The sequence below is a fragment of the Blastococcus sp. CCUG 61487 genome (assembly GCF_005222955.1).
GTDB lineage: Bacteria > Actinomycetota > Actinomycetes > Mycobacteriales > Geodermatophilaceae > Blastococcus.
This window is the reverse complement of record NZ_LWUA01000295.1, coordinates 1-21,936: the sequence shown is the minus strand read 5'-3', so window position 1 is coordinate 21,936 and position 21,936 is coordinate 1. Positions and strand designations below refer to the sequence as shown.

The 21,936-nt window shown below is 72.9% G+C and carries 18 protein-coding genes; 6 read left to right on the top strand and 12 right to left on the bottom strand.

Translation table 11 applies throughout. From position 1 onward, the window contains the following. The first annotated feature begins 271 nt into the window (after positions 1 to 271). A complete protein-coding gene (locus tag A6V29_RS20370; protein ID WP_137162011.1) occupies positions 272 to 1,168 on the top strand; it encodes an ABC transporter substrate-binding protein in 897 nt (298 codons plus the stop codon). A 5-nt stretch (positions 1,169 to 1,173) separates the two neighbouring features. Here the strand turns inward: A6V29_RS20370 and phaZ are convergent, their stop codons facing one another. From phaZ to A6V29_RS20345, 5 genes are all read right to left on the bottom strand, one after another. After that, positions 1,174 to 1,998, bottom strand: a complete 825-nt coding sequence (phaZ, locus tag A6V29_RS20365) for a poly(3-hydroxyalkanoate) depolymerase (protein ID WP_137162010.1) — start codon at positions 1,996 to 1,998, stop codon at positions 1,174 to 1,176. After that, on the bottom strand, positions 1,982 to 3,685 hold the full coding sequence (locus A6V29_RS20360; RefSeq protein WP_137162009.1) for a PHA/PHB synthase family protein: 1,704 nt from the start codon (positions 3,683 to 3,685) through the stop codon (positions 1,982 to 1,984). The genes phaZ and A6V29_RS20360 overlap by 17 nt, the downstream gene beginning before the upstream one ends. An 85-nt stretch (positions 3,686 to 3,770) precedes the next feature. Continuing rightward, the gene (locus A6V29_RS20355) at positions 3,771 to 4,952 is read right to left on the bottom strand and encodes an acyl-CoA dehydrogenase family protein (RefSeq protein WP_137162008.1); all 1,182 of its coding nucleotides are present in this window, start codon (positions 4,950 to 4,952) and stop codon (positions 3,771 to 3,773) included. Between the two features lie 251 nt (positions 4,953 to 5,203). Next, on the bottom strand, positions 5,204 to 6,247 hold the full coding sequence (locus A6V29_RS20350; RefSeq protein WP_137162007.1) for a YihY/virulence factor BrkB family protein: 1,044 nt from the start codon (positions 6,245 to 6,247) through the stop codon (positions 5,204 to 5,206). Between the two features lie 110 nt (positions 6,248 to 6,357). After that, positions 6,358 to 7,863, bottom strand: a complete 1,506-nt coding sequence (locus A6V29_RS20345) for an MFS transporter (protein ID WP_137162006.1) — start codon at positions 7,861 to 7,863, stop codon at positions 6,358 to 6,360. A 198-nt stretch (positions 7,864 to 8,061) separates the two neighbouring features. On the opposite strand from A6V29_RS20345, the gene A6V29_RS21145 reads away from it, so the two are divergent. Then, positions 8,062 to 8,232 (top strand): hypothetical protein, encoded by a 171-nt coding sequence (locus tag A6V29_RS21145; RefSeq protein WP_170977987.1) that lies wholly within the window; start codon positions 8,062 to 8,064, stop codon positions 8,230 to 8,232. Between the two features lie 85 nt (positions 8,233 to 8,317). On the opposite strand, the gene A6V29_RS20340 is transcribed toward A6V29_RS21145, so the two are convergent. The 3 genes from A6V29_RS20340 to A6V29_RS20330 all read right to left on the bottom strand — a co-directional run bounded on the left by A6V29_RS20340 (position 8,318) and on the right by A6V29_RS20330 (position 12,514). Beyond that, a complete protein-coding gene (locus A6V29_RS20340; protein WP_137162005.1) occupies positions 8,318 to 10,111 on the bottom strand; it encodes an acyl-CoA dehydrogenase in 1,794 nt (597 codons plus the stop codon). Positions 10,112 to 10,247: 136 nt separating this feature from the next. Beyond that, positions 10,248 to 12,005 (bottom strand): MDR family MFS transporter, encoded by a 1,758-nt coding sequence (locus tag A6V29_RS20335; protein ID WP_137162004.1) that lies wholly within the window; start codon positions 12,003 to 12,005, stop codon positions 10,248 to 10,250. After that, on the bottom strand, positions 12,002 to 12,514 hold the full coding sequence (locus tag A6V29_RS20330) for a MarR family winged helix-turn-helix transcriptional regulator (protein ID WP_249933381.1): 513 nt from the start codon (positions 12,512 to 12,514) through the stop codon (positions 12,002 to 12,004). Before A6V29_RS20330 ends, A6V29_RS20335 begins: the two co-directional genes overlap by 4 nt. A gap of 174 nt (positions 12,515 to 12,688) precedes the next feature. Here A6V29_RS20330 and hrpA point away from each other — a divergent pair, with 174 nt between their 5' ends. Next, positions 12,689 to 16,648, top strand: a complete 3,960-nt coding sequence (gene hrpA / locus A6V29_RS20325; protein WP_137162003.1) for an ATP-dependent RNA helicase HrpA — start codon at positions 12,689 to 12,691, stop codon at positions 16,646 to 16,648. Positions 16,649 to 16,664: 16 nt separating this feature from the next. On the opposite strand, the gene A6V29_RS20320 is transcribed toward hrpA, so the two are convergent. Continuing rightward, the gene (locus A6V29_RS20320; protein WP_137162002.1) at positions 16,665 to 17,018 is read right to left on the bottom strand and encodes a hypothetical protein; all 354 of its coding nucleotides are present in this window, start codon (positions 17,016 to 17,018) and stop codon (positions 16,665 to 16,667) included. Positions 17,019 to 17,210: 192 nt separating this feature from the next. Between A6V29_RS20320 and A6V29_RS20315 the strand changes: the two genes are divergently transcribed. The 3 genes from A6V29_RS20315 (at position 17,211) to A6V29_RS20310 (ending at position 19,242) form a co-directional block, all read left to right on the top strand. Further along, entirely contained in the window at positions 17,211 to 17,606 is a 396-nt protein-coding gene (locus A6V29_RS20315; RefSeq protein WP_137162001.1) for an ATP-binding protein, read from the top strand. Positions 17,607 to 17,681: 75 nt separating this feature from the next. Beyond that, positions 17,682 to 17,849, top strand: a complete 168-nt coding sequence (locus tag A6V29_RS21140; RefSeq protein WP_170977986.1) for a hypothetical protein — start codon at positions 17,682 to 17,684, stop codon at positions 17,847 to 17,849. 64 nt (positions 17,850 to 17,913) lie between these two features. Continuing rightward, positions 17,914 to 19,242 carry a cytochrome P450 gene (locus tag A6V29_RS20310; RefSeq protein WP_137162000.1) on the top strand — a complete coding sequence of 443 codons (1,329 nt, stop codon included), beginning with the start codon at positions 17,914 to 17,916 and terminating at the stop codon, positions 19,240 to 19,242. 9 nt (positions 19,243 to 19,251) lie between these two features. On the opposite strand, the gene A6V29_RS20305 is transcribed toward A6V29_RS20310, so the two are convergent. From A6V29_RS20305 to A6V29_RS20295, 3 genes are all read right to left on the bottom strand, one after another. After that, positions 19,252 to 20,544 (bottom strand): sulfate adenylyltransferase subunit 1, encoded by a 1,293-nt coding sequence (locus tag A6V29_RS20305; protein ID WP_137161999.1) that lies wholly within the window; start codon positions 20,542 to 20,544, stop codon positions 19,252 to 19,254. Further along, positions 20,544 to 21,452, bottom strand: a complete 909-nt coding sequence (gene cysD, locus A6V29_RS20300) for a sulfate adenylyltransferase subunit CysD (protein WP_137161998.1) — start codon at positions 21,450 to 21,452, stop codon at positions 20,544 to 20,546. The genes A6V29_RS20305 and cysD overlap by 1 nt, the downstream gene beginning before the upstream one ends. An 84-nt stretch (positions 21,453 to 21,536) precedes the next feature. After that, entirely contained in the window at positions 21,537 to 21,869 is a 333-nt protein-coding gene (locus A6V29_RS20295) for an inositol monophosphatase family protein (protein WP_249933380.1), read from the bottom strand. Positions 21,870 to 21,936: the final 67 nt, after the last annotated feature.

Here is a 21,936-nt window from a genome sequence, read left to right as displayed (position 1 = left end):
TGAGCCCCAGCCACCACCGGCCGGACGTGCGCAGCTGCCGGGGGAGCGCGGGCGGCTCGCCCGAGGGACGGCGCCGCCGGCGCACGCGGGCGATGGCCGGCGCGGCCGGGCTCGCCGGCCGCACGACCGGCCCCGCCGCGGCCGGCGGAGGCAGGGCCTGTGGCACCGTCGCCATGCCAGCGCATGCTGCTCCTCGGGCGGCGTCGCGACCATCCCTTTCCGTGCCGCCGTCGTTCTACGGTGGGCCTCCGCGCGGGCGGGAGGGGATGCGGTGGGCGCTCGAGGTGCGGTTGTCGCCGTCCTGGTGCTGCTGCTCGCCGCCTGCGGCGCCCCCGCCCAGCCGGCGGCCGCGCCGGTCGAGACGGTGCGCTTCGCCTCGTACGACTTCCGGGAGAACCAGATCCTGGTGGAGGTCTACGCGGAGGCGGCGCGGCGGGCCGGGGTGCCCGTGACGGTCCAGCACGGGATCGGCACCCGCGAGGTCGTCTCGCCCGCGCTGCAGCAGGGGGTCGTCGACGTCGTCATCGACTACCTGGGGACGGCGCTGGCGTTCGCCCGGCCGCAGTCCCTGGGCTCGCCGGCCTCGCCGGAGGAGATGCACGCCGAGCTCGCCGCCACGATGGCGGACCGCGACGTCGACGTCCTGTCGCCGGCGGCCGCCGAGGACCAGAACGGCTTCGTCGTCACCAGGTCCTTCGCCCGGAGCCACGACCTGAGCACGCTCTCCGACCTCGCGCCGCTGTCGTCGGGGCTCACCTTCGGCGGTCCGCCGGAGTGCCCGGACCGGCTGTTCTGCCTGCTCGGATTGCAGCAGGTGTACGGCATGGGGTTCGCGCGGGTGCTGAGCATGCCCACCCGCGCGGCCACCCTCGAGGCGCTGCTGTCCGGACAGATCGACGTCGGCATGCTCGAGACCACCGATGCCCGTCTCGCCTCCGCCCCCGTGGTCCTGCTCGCCGACGACAGGTCCCTGCAGCCGCGGGAGAACGTCGTCCCCCTGGTGCGGGCCGCGGCCACCGAGCGGTGGGGGGAGCGGCTGGGCCGGGCCCTGGACGAGACCAGCGCCCGGCTGACCACCGACGACCTCGTGCGGCTCAACCGCGCCGTCGAGCTCGACGGCCGGACACCGGCGGAGGCGGCAGCGGCGTGGTGGGACGCCCACGACTGAGCTGCTCAGCCGTCCAGGAACTCCTCGACGACCGGTGCCAGCTCGGCCGCCTCGGTGACCAGCGCGATGTGGCCGCCGCGGTAGACGTGCAGCCGGGCGTCGGGCAGCAGGCGGGCCATGACCCGGGCGTTGACCACCGGCACGATCGGGTCGTCGTCCCCGGCGACGATCAGCGTCGGCTGCCGGATCAGCCGCAGGAAGGGCAGGCTGCTCCAGCCGGTGCTCGCGGCCAGTTGGTAGTAGTAGCCGCGGCGGGGCCCCAGCCGGGTCTCGGCGTGCAGCGCCCGGGCGGCCCGCTCGGGCTCGTCGCGCATGGTGCCGCCGTAGATCTCCCCGGCGATGCGGCGGGCGTACGCGGGGTCGCGGTGCCGCCGGGGCGTGAGCATCCGGCCGAGCACCCGCGGATGCGCCGGCACCATCAGCGCGCCGGTGCCGGTCGCGGCGAGGACCAGCCGGCGGCAGCGGCGGCGGTGCTGGACGGCGAAGTGCTGCGCGAGGCCGCCGCCCCACGACAGGCCGAGCACGTCCACGCTGCCGTCGAACCCCAGCCGGTCGAGCATGCCGCTCACCACCGGCCCGAAGGTGGCCAGGGTGTAGGGGACGACCGGCGGCGGGGAGCCACCCACGCCGGGGACGTCGAACCGGATGATCGTCCGCCGCGGGTCCAGGGCGTCGACGAACGGCTGGAGCACCTCGAGACTCGCGCCGATGCCGTTCATCAGCAGCAGCGGCGGCACGGACCCGTCGGTACCGGGCCGCACCGACGTCCGCAGCGTGCGGCCGGCGGCGGTGACCGTCCGGACCCGCTCGCCGCTACTTGTCGAAGACATAGGTGCCCGGGGCCGTACCCAGCACCTCCAGTCCACCGGCCAGGTCGGTCGGTGCCGGCACCTCGTCCCCGCACCGCTCGCCGAGCCACGCGGTGAAGTCCGGCCACCAGGACCCCTGCTCGGTGGTGGCCCGGGACAGCCACTCCTGCGGGTCCGGCGGGGTGTCGTCGGCGACCTGGAAGGTGGCCTTCGGATTGCCCGGCGGGTTGACCAGCGAGGCGATGTGACCGCTGGTCGACAGGATGAACCGGCTCGTCCCGCCCAGCAGCTGGGTGCTGCGGTAGCAGGCCTGCCACGGGCAGAGGTGGTCGGCGATCCCCGCCGTGACGTAGCTGTCGACGGTGACCGAGGAGAGGTCCACCGGCGTGCCGAGCATCGTGGCGGCGCCCGGCTCGGTGAGCGCGTTGCCCAGCGCGATGTCGATGAAGTCGCGGTGCAGCGCCGCGGTCATCCGGGTGGTGTCGGCGTTCCAGAAGAGGATGTCGAAGTTCGGCGGCGGCTTGCCCTGCAGGTAGTTGTTGACCCAGTAGTTCCAGATCAGGTCGTTGGGGCGCAGCCAGGCGAAGACCTCGGCCAGCTGGGCGCCGTCCAGGTATCCCTTCCGCCGCGAGCGCTCGGTGGCGGCGCGCACCGCGTCGGGATCCATGAGGGCGGTGACGGTCCCGGCCCGCGCCCAGTCGAGGACGGTGACCGCGAAGCTGGCGGCAGCCACCCGGTCCTGCCCGCCCTGGGCGGCCAGGTGGGCGAGCACCATCGCGGCGATGATCCCGCCGGAGCAGAACGCCTGCAGGGCCACCCGCTCGCTCCCGGACGCCTGCTCGACGGCGTCCATCGCGTCGACCACCGCCTGCCCGTAGGTGTCCAGGTCCCAGTCGGCGTGCCGCTCGTCGGGGTTGCGCCAGGACATCATGAAGACCTGCTGGCCGGCGGCGACGTAGTGCTCGACGATGCTGCGGCCCGGCGCGAGGTCGGCGATGTAGTACTTGTTGATCGTCGGCGGCACCATGAGCAGCGGCACCTCGCGCACGGTCTCCGTCGTCGGCCGGTAGCGGATCAGCTCGAACACGTCGGTGCGGAACACCACCTGGCCCGGCGTCACCGCGAGGTCCTCCCCGACGGTGAACGCGTCCGGCTCCACCATGGACGGCACCCGCGGCGGTGTGGCGAGGTCGGCGGCCATGCGGCGGAGGCCCTGCACGACGTTCCGCCCGCCGGTGTCGATGAGCGCCTTCCAGCCCAGCGGGTTGAGCACCGGCACGTTGGACGGGGCGAGCGCGTCGACGAGGTTGGTGGCGGTGAAGCGGATCCGCTCGTCGTCCTGCCAGCCGAGCCCGGCGTCGTCGATGAGCTCCCAGGCCGTTCGCGCCGTGGCCAGGTGGGTCTGCATGGCCCGGCGCAGGAGCGGGTTGCCGGACCACGCCGGATCGGCGAACCGCTTGTCCTTGCGGCCCGGGGCCATCTCGGAGCGGCCCACCGCGATCCGGCCGAGCTCCTGGGCCAGCTCCCCGGTCCGCCGGACGACAGCGCCCGGCCGCTGCGCCAGGGCGGCCCCGAACCGCAGCGTCGTGCCGGCCGGTGGCATCAGCCGGCGCAACGGCCCGCGGGCGGCGTCGACCAGGACCATGTCCAGGCCCATGGCCGCCTCGGCCGCCTCGGGGACGTCGGTCTGGGGTGCCGTCGTGGCCATGACGTCTCCTCGGAGCCGCGGATGTGAGCCAGGTCACTGAAACACACCCGCGGCGGTCCGGCAGGAGGTCGCGGAACCGCCCAGGTCAGACGATCGCGCTGGTGCCCGTCACCGCCCGCCCGACGATCAGCGTGTTCACCTCGCGGGTGCCCTCGTAGGAGTAGATCGCCTCGGCGTCCGCGGCGAACCGCCCCACGTGGTTCTCCAGCAGGATGCCGTTGCCGCCCATGAGCTCACGGGCGTAGCCGACCGTCTCGCGCATCCGCATGGTGCAGAACGCCTTGGCCAGCGAGGCCTGCTCGTCGGTCATCGTGCCGTCGTCCTGGAGCTGGGAGAGCCGGGCGCACATCGCGGCCGACGCGGTGATGTTGCCGAGCATCCGCACCAGCAGGTCCTGCACGAGCTGGAACTCCGCGATCGGCTGGCCGAACTGCTCGCGCTCGGTCGCGTAGCGCAGCGCGTGCTCGTAGGCCCCTCGGGAGCAGCCGACCGCCGACCACGCGACGCCGGCGCGAGTCATCTTCAGCACCTTCGCGGTGTCCCGGAAGCTGTTCGCCTCCTGCAGGCGGTTCTCCTCGGGGACCCGCACGTCCTGGAGGGTGATCAGCGCGTTCTGCACGACCCGCAGCGCGATCTTGTCCTGGAGATCGACCGTCGAGAAGCCCGGCGTCCCCTTCTCGACGACGAAGCCGAGCACCTGGTCGGACTCCTCGTCCTTGGCCCAGATGATGATCAGGTCGGCGAAGCTGGCGTTGCCGATCCACTTCTTCTCGCCGTTGAGGACCCAGGTGTCCCCCTCGCGGCGGCACATGGTCTGCGCCCCGCGGGCGATGTCCGAGCCGGCGTCCGGTTCGGTCAGGCCGAACGCGCCGATCAGCTCCATGCGGGCCATCGCCGGCAGCCAGCGCTGCTTCTGCTCCTCGGAGCCGCAGAGGTAGATCGACCCCATCGCCAGGCCGCCGTGGGCGCCCATGAAGGTGGAGATGGAGGCGTCGCCCCGCGAGAGCTCCATCGCGATCACCCCGTCGAACAGCGAGGAGCGGCCGGGGCAGCCGTAGCCGGAGTAGGGGTTGCCGGCGATGCCCAGCTCCGCGAGGCCGGGGACGAGCTCGTGCGGGAACTCGCCGCGGGTCCAGTAGTGGTTGATGACCGGCTCGACCTGGGTGTCCATGAACGCCCGCACGCGGTGCAGCAGCTCGCGCTCGTCGTCGGGCAGCAGCGCCTCGAGGTCGTAGAAGTCGGAGGTCACCGCGGGGCGGTCGCTCATGGGGTTCGGGTCTCCCTGCAGTCGGTGGACGTCGTCGCCCCCTACCCGCCCGGCCGCCGCGGCAACGTGACGAGTGCGTGACCACCCGATCGGGCAGGGGGTGCTCCATCCCCCTGCTGCGGGGAACGAGGGCCCTGGGAATGGCGCGGGAGCCCTTCTTCCCCGCACGAGGGTTCCGGCCACTCGGCGCGAACGCGTCAGCGGCCCCCTCCCGGTGGGGGAGAGGGCCACTGACGTGCGTTCGACGGCGCCTACGTCGTCTGCTGGTCCTTGGGCTCGCCGCGGGCGTCGAGCTGGATCTCCTTCTCGGCCCTCGGCACGCCCTCCTTGAGCTCCTTGGTCCGCTCGATCTCGGCGTCGAGCTCGATGCCGAACAGCAGCGCGGTGTTGATCAACCAGAACCAGATCAGGAAGATCACCACGCCGGCGAGTGCCCCGTAGGTCGCGTTGTAGCTGCCGAAGTTGGCCACGTAGAACGCGAACAGCGCGGACGCGACGACGGCGACGAGGATGGCCACGCCGGCGCCGGGGCTGACCCACGTGAAGCCGCGGAGCTTCACGTTCGGCGTCGAGTAGTAGAGGACGGCGATCATCAGCGCCAGCACGACCAGGATGACCGGCCACTTGGCGACGTTCCAGATGGTCTGTCCGGTCTCGCCGATGCCCATGGCCTCGGCGATCGCGTCGACCACCGGGCCGCTGAGCACCAGCAGCGCCACGATGACCGCGGCGAACAGGATGCCGATCAGCGTGATGAGCAGCTGCAGCGGCTTGAGCTTCCAGATCTTGCGGCCTTCGGGCGTCTCGTAGACGACGTTCGCCGCGCGGGTGAAGGCCCCCACGTACCCGGACGCCGACCAGACGGCGCCGGCGAGACCGATGATCAGGCCCAGGCCGGCGGCGGTGTTGTTCCCGGCGATCTGCTCGATGACCGGGTTGAGGGTGTCGGCTGCGCTGGCGGGGACCACCTCGGTCAGGGCGTCGCTCAGCTGCTGCGGCGAGGTGAACAGGCCGACGATCGAGGTCAGCGCGATCAGCGCCGGGAACAGCGCCAGGACGCCGTAGTAGGTGAGCGCCGCGGCCCAGTCGGTGAGGTTGTCCTCGCTGAACTCCTTCAGCGTGCGCTTGAGCGTGCCGCCCGTCGTCGGCTTCGGATCGGCGCCCGTGGGGGCGTAGTCGGCGCGGGTGCCGCTGATCGTGTCGTCGTCCGGCGCGGGGTCGGCCGCGCGGTTGTCGTGGAACTGGGCCTCGCTGGTGGGGCTGCTCGCACGGCTGGAGCCGGTGGGTCGGGTCATGGAGTCCTCCGGTCGGGGAAGGCGCGCAGGCCTCGATCGGCGCTCTTCGTGCCCCGGACGGTCCGGTTCCATGCCACATTCCGGCGTGCCGTTGCCGAACGGACACCGGCTCAGCGGATCGCGGACACCGGTGACCACTCGCCCGCGGCGGCGGTGGCCTGCTCCACCTCGGCGAGGGGATCGGGCCGTGACCGGCGCGCGGCCCGGCGATCGCCCCGCAGGCCGAGCAGCGCCACCACCAGCACGGCTGCCGAGACCGCCATGCCGACGAGCGCCACCCAGGTGAAGGCGGAGTCGCGCGGCAGGCCGGTGCCGGGGTCCAGGTAGGCGGCGAGCAGCGTGACCGCCAGGGCGCTGCCGAGCGCCTGCCCCACCGACCGGCAGATCGAGTTCACCGCGTTGGCCACGCCCGTCTCGTCCTCCCGCACCGCCTGCACCACCAGCGCCGGGAGGGCGGCGTAGGCGATCGTCACCGACAGCTGGGTGACCAGCCCGGCAGCGATCACCGCCCACGACTCGCTGCGGAACCAGGTGAGCAGCACGAACCCGGCCGTGCCGAAGGTGCCGCCGACGACGAGCGTGGGCAGGCCGCCGAAGCGGGTCACGACGGCGCCCGCGAACGGTGCCAGGAGAATCCCGACGACGCCGCCGGGCAGCAGGTAGACGACGGTCGCCTCGAGCGTCGTCGCGCCGAAGCCGTAGCCGGTGACCTCCGGCGGGCTCTGCACGTACTGCAGGACGGCCAGGAACGACGCGAACATCGCGATGCCGGTCAGCAGGCCGACGGCATTCGGGACGACGGTGCGCCGGTCGGTCAGCATCGCCGGGCGGACCAGCGGCTGGGCCGTGCGGCGCTGGAGCGCCACCCACCCGCCGAGGACCACGACCGCGCCGGCCAGGCAGCCGACGGTGACCGGGGAGGTCCAGCCCCAGGCGTTGCCCTGCGAGACGAACAGCAGGAGCAGCACCAGGCCGGCACCGAGGACGACGGCCCCCCACCAGTCGACCCGCCCCACGCCGGTCGGGGGGCGGTGCGGCAGCAGCCGGGCGCACAGGACCAGCGCCAGCAGGGTGATGGCCAGGCCGATCCAGAACGGGTCGCGGTAGTCGCTGCCGTCGCGGGCGAGCAGCCCGGTGGCGACCAGCCCGGCCACGGCACCCACACCGAGGGTGCTGCTCACCACCGACATGGCGACGCCGAGCCGGCGCGTGGGCAGCTCGCGGCGGAGCACGCTGATCGACAGCGGGAACAGGCCGTACGAGGCGCCCTGGAGCACGCGGGCCACCAGCAGCAGGGCCAGTGACTCGGTGACGATCGCCAGCCCCGTGCCGAGCGCGACCGTCACCAGGATGCCGAGGAGCACCGGGCGCTCGCCCTTGAGGTCGCCGAGCCGCCCCAGCACCGGCGTGAGGACGGCGGCGGCCAGCAGGTTCGCCGTCAGCACCCAGCCGGCCGCGGCCGCGGAGACGTCGAGCTGCGTCGCGATCCGGTCCAGGACGGGGATGACCAGGCTCTGCAGCAGCGAGAGCGTGGTGACCACCAGGGAGAGGGCGACCACGAGCAGGACGGAGGCGACGCCACCGCTCCGGGCGGGGGCGGCGGCGCGGGTGGACACCGACCGATGAGACCACGGACCGATGCGCCGCCCCGCTCGGGCCGCGGTCGAGGGCTCTGCATGATCTCGGTCACACACCGTCAGGTGATCTTCACGATTCACGATTGAGCGAGGCCGGGACGGGGGACAGAGGGCTCCGACGACGTGCCGCCGCCCCGACCCCGCGGCGGCACCCGACGTGTGGGGGAGACCAGAGACATGGTGATGTGGCCGGCCGTGACCCTGATCGGGTTCCTGGTGCTGATGGCACTGGTGATCGCGATGGGCACGCAGTCCACCGCCCGCTACGAGCGCGAGCGCGAGCGCGAGCGCACCTCCGGTGCCCGGCACACCGCGCCCGAGCCGGTGGGCGCGGCGCGAGCCGCCTGACGACGCACCGACGCCCCGCCGCTCCTCCGTGGAGTCGGCGGGGCGTCGTGCTGTCCGGGTGCGTGCTGTTCAGCGCTCGTGCTGGTCAGAGGACGGCGGGGTCGACGTCCAGCACCGTCCGGTCCAGCGATTCCAGCAGGTCGAACTGCGGGCCCGTGCGGGGCAGCTCCCAGTGCCAGAAGTAGCGCGCCGCCGCCCGCTTCCCCTCGTAGAAGTCGCCGTCGCTGTCGCCCGTCGCGAGGGCCTGCTCCAGCCACAACCAGGCGAGGACGACGTGCCCCGCGGCCTCGAGGTAGACGTGCGAGTTGGCCAGCGCGAGCTCCGCGTCCCCGGCGCTCCAGAGCGTCGTGGTGACGGTGACGAGCCGGTCCACCGCGGCGTCGACGTCACCGGCGAAGCCGGCCCACTCCGTCCCCGACGCACGGGCGGTGGTCGCGGTGATCGTCTCCACCAGCAGTCGGAGTCCCGCACCGTCCTGCATCACGACCTTGCGGCCGAGCAGGTCGAGTGACTGGATGCCCTGCGTGCCCTCGTGGATCGGGTTGAGCCGGTTGTCGCGGTAGAACTGCTCGACCGGGTAGTCGCGGGTGTAGCCGTAACCGCCGTGGACCTGGATCGCCAGGTCGTTCGCCACCGGACCCCACTGCGACGGCCACGCCTTCGCGATCGGCGTGAGCACGTCCAACAGCAGGTGGGCGCGCTCGCGCACGGTCTCGGTCGTGGCGGTCTGCTCCTCGTCGACCAGGCGCGCGCAGTACAGGCCGAGGGCCAGCCCGCCCTCGGCGTAGGCCTTGGCGGCCAGCAGCATCCGGCGCACGTCGGGGTGCTCGATGATCGGCACGGGTGGGCTGCTGGGCGCCTTGTCGCCGGCCGGACGGCCCTGCGTGCGGGTCCGTGCGTACTCCAGCGCGTGCAGGTAGCCGGTGCAGGCGAGCGCGCTGGCGCCCATCCCGACGCCGATCCGGGCCTCGTTCATCATGTGGAACATGTAGGCCAGGCCGCGGTGCTCGTCGCCGACGAGGTAGCCGACCGCCCCGGGGCGACCGCCGGGCGTGTGCACCCCCTCGCCGAAGTTGAGCAGTGTGTTCGTCGTCCCGCGGTAGCCCATCTTGTGGTTGAGGCCGGCCAGGACGACGTCGTTGCGCTCCCCGAGCGAGCCGTCCTCGCCCACCAGGAACTTCGGGACGACGAACAGCGAGATGCCTTTCACCCCGGGCGGACCTCCGGGCACCCTGGCCAGCACCAGGTGGACGATGTTCTCGGTGAGCTCGTGGTCGCCGCCGGAGATCCACATCTTGTTGCCGGTCAGCCGGTAGGTGCCGTCGTCCTGCGGCTCGGCCCGGGTGGTGATGTCGGCCAGCGACGAGCCGGCCTGCGGCTCCGACAGCGCCATCGTGCCGAACCAGCGGCCCTGCACCATCGGGCCGACGAACGTGTCGATCTGCTGCCGGCTGCCGTGCGCGATGAGCAGCCGGGCGTTGGCCATGGTGAGGAAGGGGTAGGCCGACGTCCCGATGTTGGCCGCCTGGAACCACGCGAGTACCGCCTGGCCGACGGCGTGCGGCAACTGCATGCCGCCGTGCTCCTCGTCGAAGGAGCCGGCCATGAGTCCGGCCTCGGCGAAGGCCTCCAGCGCCCGGGCGACCTCCGGGAGGAGCACGACCCTGCCGTCGACCATGCGGGGCTCGTTCTCGTCGGCGGCGCGGTTGTGCGGGGCGAAGTGGTCCGTCGCCACCTGCTCGGCCAGCTCCAGCACCGCGTCGAACGTCTCCCGCGAGTGCTCGGAGAACCGCGGCCGGTCGGTCAGCGCCGCGACGTCGAGCCATTCGTGCAGCAGGAACTGGAGGTCGCGGCGGGACAGGATCAGCGAGGAACGCACGCGGCCAGTGTCCCTGCGGATCGTGGTCGCCCGGGCCTCCCCTGCGAGTTGATCATCGCCGCGGTGTCCGCCGCTGCGGCGTGTCCCATCGTGTCGCGTGCACGGAGACGATGATCAACTCGAGCGGACGGGTGGGTCAGCGCGCTCCCGTGTCCCTCGGGCGGCCCGTCGGCGGGGCGACCGACAACGGTGCCACGGCGCCCACCGCCTCGATCGCCTGCTCGCCGCCGTCCCCTGGGTCGTCGGCGGTCGTGCCCGCCGCCGCACCCTGCCGCGCCTGGATGCCCGACTTGGCGCTCAGCTCCAGCTGCGGGAGGAAGAGGAACACGAAGAAGCCGACGGCGACGACGCCCGCCGCGACCAGGAACACCAGGTCGACCGAGGCCGTGAAGCCCTCGCGGAACGGATCCACCAGCAGCGGGAACCCCAGGATGCGGGTGGTGTCGGAGGTGACCTCCTCCAGGCCCAGCTGCTGCAGTTGCAGCGCCTGTTGCGCCGCCTCGGGGCTGTTCGCGGCGGCCTCGCGGATGCGCGCCTCGATCTCCACCGGCATGCGGGTGAACAGCAGCGAGAGGAAGGCCGCGGTGCCGATCGTCCCGCCCATCTGGCGGAAGAAGGTCACCGACGAGGTCGCCACCCCCATCTCCTTCGGGGAGACGGCGTTCTGGACGGCGAGGATGACCGGCTGGAAGTTGAAGCCGAGGCCCAGGCCGAGCATCACCATGAACGGCGCCATCGTCCACACCGAGGTGTCGGCCTCGACGACCATCGACAGCGACACCAGCGCCACGACCATGAGGCCGACGCCGATCAGCGGGAAGACCTTGTACCGGCCGGTCCGGGAGATGGTGTTCCCGGCGATGATCCCGCCGGACATGATGCCCAGCACCAGCGGGACCATCTGCAGCCCGGCCACCGTCGGGCTCGACCCGTGCACGATCTGCAGGTACTGCGGGAGCAGCAGCAGCCCGCCGAACATGCCGGCCCCCATGACGACCGAGCCGATAGCGCTGACCGTGAACGTGCGGTCGCGGAACAGCCGCAGCGGGAGCAGTGCGTCGTCCCCGTAGGCCCGCTGGCTCAGCACGAACAGCACGAAGCCGACCGCGCCGACGACGTAGCAGAGCACCGCCTGGCCCGACGTCCAGCCCCACACCCGGCCCTGCTCGGCGACGACGAGCAGCGGCACGAGGAAGGCGATGAGCGTCACCGCCCCGGGCCAGTCGATGCGGTGCTCACGGCGCTCGTGCGGCAGGTGCAGCACCCGCCACACGGCAGCGAAGGCGAGCGCGCCCAGCGGGACGTTGACGTAGAAGATCCAGCGCCAGCCGTCGATGCCGAGCAGGGAGTCCTGCCCGGCGAAGAAGCCCCCGACGACGGGGCCGAGCACGCTGGAGGAGCCGAAGACGGCCATGAAGTAGCCCTGGTACCGCGAGCGCTCCCGCGGAGGGACGATGTCGCCGATGATCGCCAGCGCCAGGGACATCAGCCCGCCGGCGCCGACGCCCTGCACCGCGCGGTAGACGGCGAGCTGGTACATCGTGTCGGCCATCCCGCAGAGGATCGAGCCGATGACGAAGACGCCGATCGCGAACAGGTAGAACGGCCGGCGGCCGTAGATGTCGGAGAGCTTCCCGTACAGCGGGGTGGCGATCGTCGAGGTGATGAGGAACGCCGTCGTCGCCCACGCCTGCAGGTCGTAGCCCTGCAGGTCGTCGGCGATGGTGCGGATCGCGGTGGAGACGACGGTCTGGTCCAGTGCCGCCAGGAACATCGCGACCATGAGGCCCACGAGGATCGTGACGATCTGCCGGTGGGTGAACGTGCCGTCGGCGTCGGGTGCCGCGGCGGTGCGGCGGCGGGACGCCCGATCGGCGGCGCGGGTCTGGCTCATCGGGGTTCTCCAGGCGGAGGAGTGGGTGCGGCCGCGTCGCCCGGCAGGGCGCCGGCGAGGTCGTCGAGGAAGCGGCCCAGCAGTCGGGTGAAGTCGGTGAGGTCGGTCTCGCCCCATCCGGCGGTGATCCGGTCGAGCACGGCGGCGGCGTCCCGGCGCATCAGGTCGTGGGCGGCGCGGCCGGCGTCGGTGACGACGAGCCGGGTGGCCCGCCCGTCGGTCTCGTCGGCGACCCGCCGCACCAGGCCCTCGGCCACGAGGACGGCGACGTGCCGGCTGACCGTCGAGGGGTCCGCGTGCATCTCGTCGGCCAGGGCGCCCTGCCGGAGCGGCCCCAGCCGCACCAGCGGGTAGAGCAGGACGAGCGCAGCGCGGTCGCGAGGGTCGGAGGAGAGCTGGAGGCGGGCTGCGCTGATCAGCCGCAGGAAGCGCGGCAGCTGCTCGGACAGCCGCTCCATCGCGCGATTCCGCTGCTCCGAGCGGCGCTCGCCGGGTGCGGTGCTGGACACGGGAACCCCTGTGCGTCAGAAAACAGGTGCAGCGTACACCTCGTTGCTCGGTGCAAGGATCGCTCCCGGAGTGGTGAGAGACGCTCGTGCGGGGGGCCGCGACAGTGGGATCCTGGGACGGCCGACGCGGAGCCGCCGGTACCCGCCCGAGGCCGAGAGGAACGCGAACACCCGGTGAGTGCCCCGCCCGACGATCTCCGCGCGCGGCTCGCAGCGCTCACGCTGGCCGACGAGCACCGGCTGCGCCGTCGCCTCGACGGGCTGCGCACGACACGGGACGCCGCAGCGCGGGAGCGGCAGCGCGAGCGCATCGCCGCCGACGTCGCCGCCGCGGAGGAGCGCATCGCGCGCCGACGCGCCGCCGTCCCGGCCGTCACCTACCCCGAGGACCTCCCGGTGAGCGCCCGGCGGGACGACATCGCCGCGGCGCTGCGGGACCACCAGGTGGTCGTCGTCGCCGGGGAGACCGGCTCCGGGAAGACCACCCAGCTGCCCAAGATCGCCCTGGAGTTGGGCCGCGGGGTCCGCGGTCGGATCGGGCACACCCAGCCCCGCCGGATCGCGGCGCGGAGCGTGGCGGAGCGGATCGCCGAGGAGCTGGGCACCCCGCTGGGCTCGGGGGCCGTCGGCTTCAAGATGCGCTTCACCGACCACGTCTCGGACGACACGCTGGTCAAGCTCATGACCGACGGCGTGCTGCTGGCCGAGATCCAGCGCGACCGGCTGCTGCGCCAGTACGACACGATCATCCTCGACGAGGCCCACGAGCGGAGCCTCAACATCGACTTCCTGCTCGGCTACCTCGCGCAGATCCTGCCGCGCCGTCCGGACCTGAAGCTGGTCATCACCTCCGCGACGATCGACGTCGAGCGGGTGGCCGCCCACTTCCGCGGGGCGCCGATCATCGAGGTGAGCGGGCGCACCTACCCGGTCGAGGTGCGCTACCGGCCCGTGGTGGACCCCGACGATCCGGAGGCCGACGAGGATCGCGACCAGGTCAGCGCGATCCTCGACGCCGTCGACGAGCTCGTCGCGGAGGGTCCCGGCGACATCCTGGTGTTCCTCGCCGGGGAGCGGGAGATCCGCGACACCCAGGACGCGCTGGCCGAACGTGCCCTCCCGAACACCGAGATCGTCCCGCTGTACTCACGGCTGAGCGCGGCCGACCAGCACAAGGTCTTCGCCCCGCACGCCGGCCGCCGGATCGTGCTGGCCACCAACGTCGCCGAGACCTCGCTGACCGTGCCGGGGATCCGCTACGTCATCGATCCGGGCACCGCGCGGATCTCGCGGTACAGCCATCGCACCAAGGTCCAGCGGCTGCCGATCGAGCCGGTCAGCCAGGCCTCGGCCCGGCAGCGCTCGGGCCGGTGCGGACGGCTCGGACCGGGCATCGCGATCCGGCTGTACACGCAGGAGGACTTCGAGAGCCGTCCCGAGTTCACCGATCCGGAGATCCTGCGCACCAATCTCGCCTCGGTCCTGCTGCAGATGGCCGCGCTCGACCTCGGCGCCGTCGAGGAGTTCCCGTTCGTCGACCCGCCCGACCGCCGCGCCGTCGCCGACGGGCTGGCCCTGCTCGAGGAGCTGCATGCCCTCGACGAGCACGGGAAGCTGACCGGCATCGGCCGGTCCCTGGCCGCGTTGCCGCTCGACCCGCGCATGGCCCGGATGGTGGTCGAGGCGGACCGCCGCGGTGTGCTGGAGGAGGTCCTGGTCATCGCGGCGGGGCTCACCATCCAGGACCCGCGCGAACGGCCGACCGAGCACCAGCAGGCGGCCGACGAGCTGCATCGCCGGTTCGCCGACGAGAACTCCGACTTCCTCGCGCTGCTCAACCTCTGGCGGTACCTGGGGGAGCAGCAGGAGGCGCTGAGCGGCAACCAGTTCCGCCGCACCGTGAAGCGCGAGTTCCTGCACTACCTGCGCATCCGCGAGTGGCAGGACCTGCACGGCCAGCTCCGCGGAACGGCGCGCCGGCTCGGCATGGCGCTGGGTGAACTCGGCACCGAACCCGACGAACGCGGCATCCACGCGGCGCTCACCGCAGGGCTGCTCAGCCACGTCGGCATGCAGGCCGAGCCCGAGAAGGGCAGAAATGGCCATAAACGCCCTTCGGACGGCGGGCGGCGGGGGAGCCGGGAGTACCTGGGCACCCGCAACACCCGGTTCGTGCTGGCGCCGGGCACCCCGCTGGCCAAGAAACCGCCGCGCTGGGTGGTCGCCGCCGAGCTCGTCGAGACCAGCAGGTTGTTCGCCCGGACCGTGGCGCGGATCGACCCCGAGGACGTCGAGAAGCTCGCCGCGCACCTGGTGAAGCGGCAGTACTCCGAGCCGCGCTGGGACGCCAAGCGCGGCTCGGTCGTCGCCACCGAGCGGGTGACGCTCTACGGCCTGCCGCTGGTCGTCGGCCGCCGGGTGCAGTACGGCTCGATCGACCCGGAGGTCTCCCGCGAGCTGTTCATCAGGCACGCGCTGGTGCAGGGGGAGTGGACGACGCACCACCGGTTCTGGGCGGAGAACCAGCGGGTCATCGAGGACGTCGGCCGGCTGGAGGAGCGTGCCCGCCGGCGAGACATCGCCGTCGACGACGAGACGCTGTTCGAGCTCTACGACGCGCGCATCCCCGCTGACATCGTCTCCACCCGGCACTTCGACAGGTGGTGGAAGCAGGCCCGGCACCGGACGCCGGACCTGCTCACCTTCACCCCGGCGATGCTCACCGACGCCGCGGCGGCCGGCCAGGTCGACCCGGCGGACTACCCGGACGCGGTGGAGCTGGTTCAGGGCCTGACGCTGCCGCTGTCCTACGCGTTCGCGCCGGGCACGGCCGAGGACGGCGTCACCGTCGACGTGCCGCTCGGTGTGCTCGACTCGGTGGCCGAGCGGACGTCGGGCGAATCGCTGGCGTTCACCGTCCCCGGCCTGCGCGAGGAGCTGGTGACGGCGCTGCTGCGCACCCTGCCCAAGCAGCACCGCCGGGCGCTGGTCCCCATCCCTGACCGGGTCCGTCAGGTCCTGCCGCACATCGATCCCGGCGAGCCCCTGCTGCCCGCCCTGGAGCGGGAGCTGCGCCGGGCCGCGGGCGTCGTCGTCCCGGCCGACGCCTGGCAGCCGGCGCAGGTGCCCGACCACCTGCGCGCGACCTTCCGCGTGCTCGACGACCAGCAGCGCCCCCTGGCCACCGGCAAGGACCTCGCCGCGCTCAAGGCGCAGGTCGCCCCTCAGGCGCGCGCCACCCTCGCGGCGGCCGCCGCGTCGGTCGAGCGCAGCCGGATGACCGGCTGGGACGTCGGCACGCTGCCGCGGACCGTGCAGGTGCGCCGCGGCGACCACGAGGTCACGGCCTATCCGGCGCTGGTGGACGAGGGAGAGACGGTCGGCGTCCGGGTCGTGCCCACCGAGGCCGAGGCGAGCCGGCTCATGTGGCGTGGCGCCCGGCGGCTCCTCGTGCTCGTCGCGGGCTCCCCGGCCAAGCAGGTCGTCAAGGGGTTGTCGCCGCGCACCCGCCTGGCGCTGCAGTTCAACCCCGACGGGGAGATCCCCGCCCTCGTGGACGACTGCGTCGACGCCGCTGCCGCCGAGCTCGTCGCGGCCGCGGGTGGGCCGCCGCGCGACGAGGCGGCCTTCGACGCGCTCGTGGCGACGGCGAGGCGCGAGCTGCACCCGCTCACCGTCGACACCGTGCAGAAGGTGGAGGCGGTGCTGACGCAGGCGCGCGAGGTGGCGGTCGCCATCGGTGCCGCGTCGGGACGCCGGGTGCCCGAGGCGGCCGTTGCGGACCTGCGCCGCCAGATGACCGGGCTGCTGCACCGCGGCTTCGTGGCCGCGACCGGCCGCCGCCGGCTGCCCGACCTCGTCCGCTACCTGCGCGCGATGGCGCACCGGCTGGAGAAGCTGCCGGCCAACGCCGTCCGCGACGAGCTCTGGACCGCGCAGGTCGCGGCGGTGACGGCGGAGTACGAGCAGTTGCGTGCCGAGGTGCCGGCGACGGGGGCGCCCGACGACCCGGTCGCCCGGGTGCGGTGGATGATCGAGGAGCTCCGGGTGAGCTTGTTCGCGCAGAGCGTCGGGACGCCGCGGCCGGTGTCCGAGCAGCGGATCTACAAGGCCATCGACCAGTTGATCGCCTGAGCGGGACGCGGTCCGCCTACTCCTTGAGCAGCGCCGAGATGCGTTGCCGAGTCACGCCGAACAGCGCGGCGATGCGGTTGATGCTGACGTCCTCCGCCTGCAGGGCGGCCGCCTGGTCCCGGCGCCAGACGTGTCCCGCGGCGGACAGCGATGCCAGGACCGTCGAGATGCGCTCGACGATCAGAGGCCGGGCCTCGCCGGTGACGAGATCCAGCCACGCCCGCCCGGCCCGCCGCTCCTGCAGGAGCTTCTCCGCGCGAGCCCGGGCCTGCACCAGCTCCTCCAGGCAGCGGTCGAGCTCGCTCACCAGTGCGACCAGGGACACCTCGGCCGCCTCGCCGGGCGTCCGCGCACGGCGCTCGGTGTCCATCCCCGCTCCCCACAACTGCCGACAGTCCGGTTGCACACTATGCATCTAAATGCCTATTGCATGCAACTCCCATGACATGCAATTCCCATGACACGCAACCCCCCTTGCGCATCCGGTTCGTCCGTGATTGGTTGTGCGCCACGGGATGCGGGGAGCCCCCGACTCCGCGGCCGGCAGCAGAACGGAAACAGCGTGTCCACTCGTACCGCCAGCGTCGACTTGTTCCCGACGGCGGCCAGCGTGCCCGCGGCCCGGCACGTCACGGTGGAGCTGCTCCGGGCGTGGGGCGCGCCGCACGATCGCGACGACGCGGCGCTGCTGGTGACGGAGCTGGTCGCCAACGTCGTCGACCACGTCGGTGGCGGGGACTGCCTGACCCTCGAACTCGAGCTCTCCGACGACTGGTTGCGCATCTCCGTCGTGGACGGCTCCTCGGTACGCCCGGTGATCCGAGAGCTCACGCTCGACCGGCCGCGGGGCCGGGGCATGCGGATGGTGCAGGCGATCGCGGACCGCTGGGGTGTGGAGGACCACCGGGGCGGCAAGCGGGTCTGGTTCGAGCTCCTCCCGGTGGCGGACGACGGGTGATGTGATCGGCGGCTGGTTTGCCGCCGACCGTGATCGGGGACCGCCCGGGGAACACGATCGAGAGGGAGGACCGCGATGAGCGAGTCGAACAACACGCATGCCGCTGGTGAGGGCGTCTCCGACGAGGAGATGGTCGAGACCGTCGCCGAGCAGACCGACAGCGCCTCGGAGCACGCGGACGTCGCGGGCAAGGACTGGGACGGCGACCCGGGATCGGCCCCGGCGCCCACCGACAAGGCCTGACGCCGGTGGAGTGGGCCGCCGCGGGCACGCTGCGGCGCCCCACTCCCTCGGCCAGACTGCGGCGATGACAGTCACCGCGCGGCCTGCCCTGCGTCCGGCCCGCACGCTGGTCCGCTACACCTTCCGCCACGGTGTGCCGGCCGCGTTCCTCGCCGTCGGCGCCCGCCGTGACGATCCGATCGGCCGGGTGCTGCGGCGGCGCGCCGGCGCGGAGCCCTACGCGCTCTACGAGCAGATCCGCGCCCGCGGCCCGCTGTCACCCAGCGGGATCGGCCTGGTGACCGCCTCGCACGCCGTCACCCAGGAGGTCCTCCGCTCCGACTCCTTCGGCTCGGCCTGGGACCTCGCCGCCCTGCCCGGCGTCCCCGGCGTGGTGCACCGGCTGCTGGCCTTCGGCGACGAGCTGGACGCCACGGGTGTGGCCGAGCCGCCGTCGATGCTGGTGGCCGATCCGCCCGACCACACCCGCCTGCGCCGGCTGGTCAGCAGGTCGTTCACGCCGCGGGCCACCCTGGCCTCGGAATCGATGATCCAGGCGACCGCCGACCGGCTGCTCGACGAGCTCGACCGCCGCGCCGTCGACGGGCCCGTCGACCTGGTCGACGCCTACGCCGCGCAGCTCCCGGTGCTGGTCATCGCCGACCTGCTCGGCGTGCCCACCGACCGGCGGGAGGACTTCCTGCGGTGGGGGGCCGCCGCCGCGGCCACCCTCGACGTCGGCCTGCCGTTCCGCCGGTACGTGGCTGCCGAGAACGCGCTGCGGGCGATGCACGCCTTCCTGCGGGAGCACTTCGACCGGCTGCGCCGCGACCCCGGCGAGGACCTGGTGAGCCGGCTGGTCACGCTGCCGGCCGACGACGCGCTCACCGAGCGGGAGCTGCACGCGACCGTGATGCTCCTGCTCGGGGCCGGCTTCGAGACGACGGTCAACCTGATCGGCAACGCGGTCGCGCTGGTCGACGCCCACCGCGACCAGTGGGACGCCCTCGCCGCGGAGCCGGCCGGCTGGGACGACGCGGTGGAGGAGGTGCTGCGCATCGACAGCCCCGTGCAGCTCACCGGCCGCACGGCGAGGGCCGACGTCGAGCTCGCCGGCCACGCGGTGCCGGAGGGCACCCGGGTGACGGTGCTGCTGGGTGCCGCCAACCGGGACCCGGCGGTCTTCGAGGAGCCGGCGAGGTTCGACGTCACCCGGCCCAACGCGCGCGAGCATCTGGCCTTCTCGGCGGGGATCCACTACTGCCTGGGCGCGGGGCTGGCCCGGCTCGAGGCGGTGGTCGCCCTGCGCGCGCTGACGGAGCGGTTCCCGGCGCTGCGCGTGGCCGGCCCCGGCGAGCGCCGCGACCTGCGCACGCTGCGCGGCTTCGAGGTGCTCCCGGTCCGGCTGCGCTGAGGCTCGGCGCTAGCCCGCCGCGGTCAGCATGCCCGCGCCGACGGTGGCGTTGGTCGCCTCGTCGACGAGGATGAACCGGCCGGTGGCCCGGTTCCGCGCGTAGTCGTCCACGAACAGCGGCTGGGTGCAGCGCAGCCGCACCCGGCCGATGTCGTTGAGCCCGAGCTCGCCGGCGTCCTGGTCGCGGTGCAGCGTGTTGACGTCGAGCCGGTAGGCCAGCTCCTTCACCACGGCACGCACCGACCGGGTGGTGTGCTTGATCGCCAGCCGCTGCCTCGGCCGCAGCGGCTCGTCGGCCATCCAGCAGATCAGCGCATCGAGGTCCTGGGTGGCGGTGGGCGCGTTCGCCGGCCGGCAGATCATGTCGCCGCGCGAGACGTCGAGGTCGTCGGCCAGCCGCAGGGTCACCGACATCGGCGGGAACGCCTCGTCGATCCGCCCGCGGGGGCCGTCGATGCCGGCGATCGTCGTCGTCAACCCGCTGGGCAGGACCTGCACCTCGTCGCCGGTGCGCAGGACGCCGCTGGCGACGGTGCCGGCGTAGCCGCGGTAGTCGTGGAACGCGTCGGAGTGCGGCCGGATCACGTACTGGACGGGGAACCGGGCGTCGACCAGGTTGCGGTCGCTGGCGACGTGCACGTGCTCGAGGTGGTGCAGCAGCGAGGAGCCCTCGTACCAGGGCGTGCGCTCCGAGCGGGTGACGACGTTGTCGCCGTGCAGCGCCGAGATCGGGACCACCGTCAGGTCGGGGATGTTCAGCTTCGCGGCGAACGCGGTGAACTCCTCGCGGATCGCCTCGTACGCGGCCTCCGACCAGTCGACGAGGTCCATCTTGTTCACCGCGACGACCAGGTGCGGCACCCGGAGCAGCGACGCGAGGAAGGCGTGCCGCCGGCTCTGCTCGACCATGCCCTTGCGGGCGTCGACCAGCACGATCGCCAGGTCCGCGGTCGAGGCGCCGGTGACCATGTTCCGGGTGTACTGCACGTGCCCCGGGGTGTCGGCCAGGATGAACGTGCGCCGCGGGGTGGAGAAGTACCGGTAGGCGACGTCGATGGTGATGCCCTGCTCGCGCTCGGCGCGCAGGCCGTCGGTGAGCAGCGCGAGGTCGACGTAGTCGCCCTTGCTGGCCCGCTCCACCGCCTCGTACTGGTCCTCAAAGATCGCCTTGCTGTCGTACAGCAGCCGGCCGATCAGGGTGCTCTTGCCGTCGTCGACGGATCCGGCGGTGGCGATCCGCAGGATGTCCTTGCGCGCGAGGGCGATCTCCGTGGCGGCGTCGGTCAGCGTGGGCGCGCTCATCAGAAGTACCCCTCCTTCTTGCGGTCCTCCATGGCGGCGTCGCTGACCTTGTCGTCGCCGCGGGTGGCGCCGCGCTCGGTCATCCGCGTCGCCGCGATCTCGGCGATGACCTGCTCGACGGTGGTCGCGGTCGAGGGCACCGCGGCGGTGAGGTTGGCGTCGCCGACGGTGCGGTAGCGCACGCGCTCCCGGCGCACCTGCTCGCCGTCACGCGGCCGGATGAACTCGTTGACCGCGTAGAGCATCCCCTGGCGCTCGACGACGTCCCGCTCCTCCGCCAGGTACAGCGGCGGGATCGCGATCTCCTCCTCGAGGATGTACTGCCAGATGTCCAGCTCGGTCCAGTTCGACAGCGGGAAGACCCGGATCGACTCCCCGAGGTGGATCCGGCCGTTGTAGAGGTCCCAGAGCTCCGGGCGCTGGTTCTTCGGGTCCCACTGGCCGAACTCGTCGCGGAAGCTGAACAGCCGCTCCTTGGCGCGGGCCTTGTCCTCGTCCCGCCGGGCGCCCCCGAACAGCGCGGTGAAGCCGTGCTCCTCGACGGCGTCGAGCAGCACCGGGGTCTGGATGCGGTTGCGGGAGCCGTTGGGCTCCTCCTTGACGGTGCCCGCGGCGATCGCATCGGGCACCGAGGCCACGATCAGCTCCACGCCCAGCTCGGCGACCCGCTTGTCGCGGAACTCCAGCACGTCGGGGAAGTTCAGCCCGGTGTCCACGTGCAGGACCGGGAACGGGATGCGGGCCGGCGCGAAGGCCTTCCGCGCGAGCTCCAGCATCACGATCGAGTCCTTGCCGCCGGAGAACAGCAGCACCGGCCGCTCGAGCTCGGCGACGACCTCGCGGAGGACGTGGACGGACTCGGCCTCCAGCGTCTCCAGCTGGCTCAGCCGGTAGTCAGGAGTGGTCACCTGGAGTGCTCCGGGGGTGCAGGGGGCGGCGAACGTCGAGAACACTAACCCGATCGGTTCGGTGCAGATTCCCGCCCCGCCCCGCTATCCCGTGGCGCGCACCGCGTCGAGCACCGGCCCGGCCAGCTCCGGGCGGCATACGACCAGGTCGGGGAGGGAGAGCTCCGCGGCGTTGTAGACGAGCGGCGTGCCGTCCAGCCGGCTGGTGGCCAGACCCGCGGCCCGGGCGACGGCGACCGGCGCGGCGGAGTCCCACTGGTACATGCCGCCGGCGTGCACGTAGGCGTCGACCTCGCCGCGCACCACCGCCAGCGTCTTGTAGCCGGCCGAGCCCAGGGGCACCAGCTCGCCGCCGAGCGCCGCGGCGACGGCCTCGGCCACGGCCGGCGGGCGGGTCCGGCTGACCGCGATGCGCACCGGGCCGTCGTCGCGCGCGGGGGCCGTCGTCGCGCGCAGGGACCGGTGGCGCCGGCGCGGTCAGCAG

Excerpts from the sequence above, each read along its gene's own strand:
- A6V29_RS21145 (WP_170977987.1), top strand. The coding sequence starts at position 8,062 with ATGGTGATGTGGCCGGCCGTGACCCTGATCGGGTTCCTGGTGCTGATG.
- A6V29_RS20335 (WP_137162004.1), bottom strand. The coding sequence starts at position 12,005 with ATGAGCCAGACCCGCGCCGCCGATCGGGCGTCCCGCCGCCGCACCGCC.
- A6V29_RS20305 (WP_137161999.1), bottom strand. The coding sequence starts at position 20,544 with ATGAGCGCGCCCACGCTGACCGACGCCGCCACGGAGATCGCCCTCGCG.
- A6V29_RS21140 (WP_170977986.1), top strand. The coding sequence starts at position 17,682 with ATGAGCGAGTCGAACAACACGCATGCCGCTGGTGAGGGCGTCTCCGAC.
- A6V29_RS20355 (WP_137162008.1), bottom strand. The coding sequence starts at position 4,952 with ATGAGCGACCGCCCCGCGGTGACCTCCGACTTCTACGACCTCGAGGCG.
- A6V29_RS20310 (WP_137162000.1), top strand. The coding sequence starts at position 17,914 with ATGACAGTCACCGCGCGGCCTGCCCTGCGTCCGGCCCGCACGCTGGTC.
- A6V29_RS20360 (WP_137162009.1), bottom strand. The coding sequence starts at position 3,685 with ATGGCCACGACGGCACCCCAGACCGACGTCCCCGAGGCGGCCGAGGCG.
- phaZ (WP_137162010.1), bottom strand. The coding sequence starts at position 1,998 with ATGTCTTCGACAAGTAGCGGCGAGCGGGTCCGGACGGTCACCGCCGCC.
- A6V29_RS20350 (WP_137162007.1), bottom strand. The coding sequence starts at position 6,247 with ATGACCCGACCCACCGGCTCCAGCCGTGCGAGCAGCCCCACCAGCGAG.
- A6V29_RS20320 (WP_137162002.1), bottom strand. The coding sequence starts at position 17,018 with ATGGACACCGAGCGCCGTGCGCGGACGCCCGGCGAGGCGGCCGAGGTG.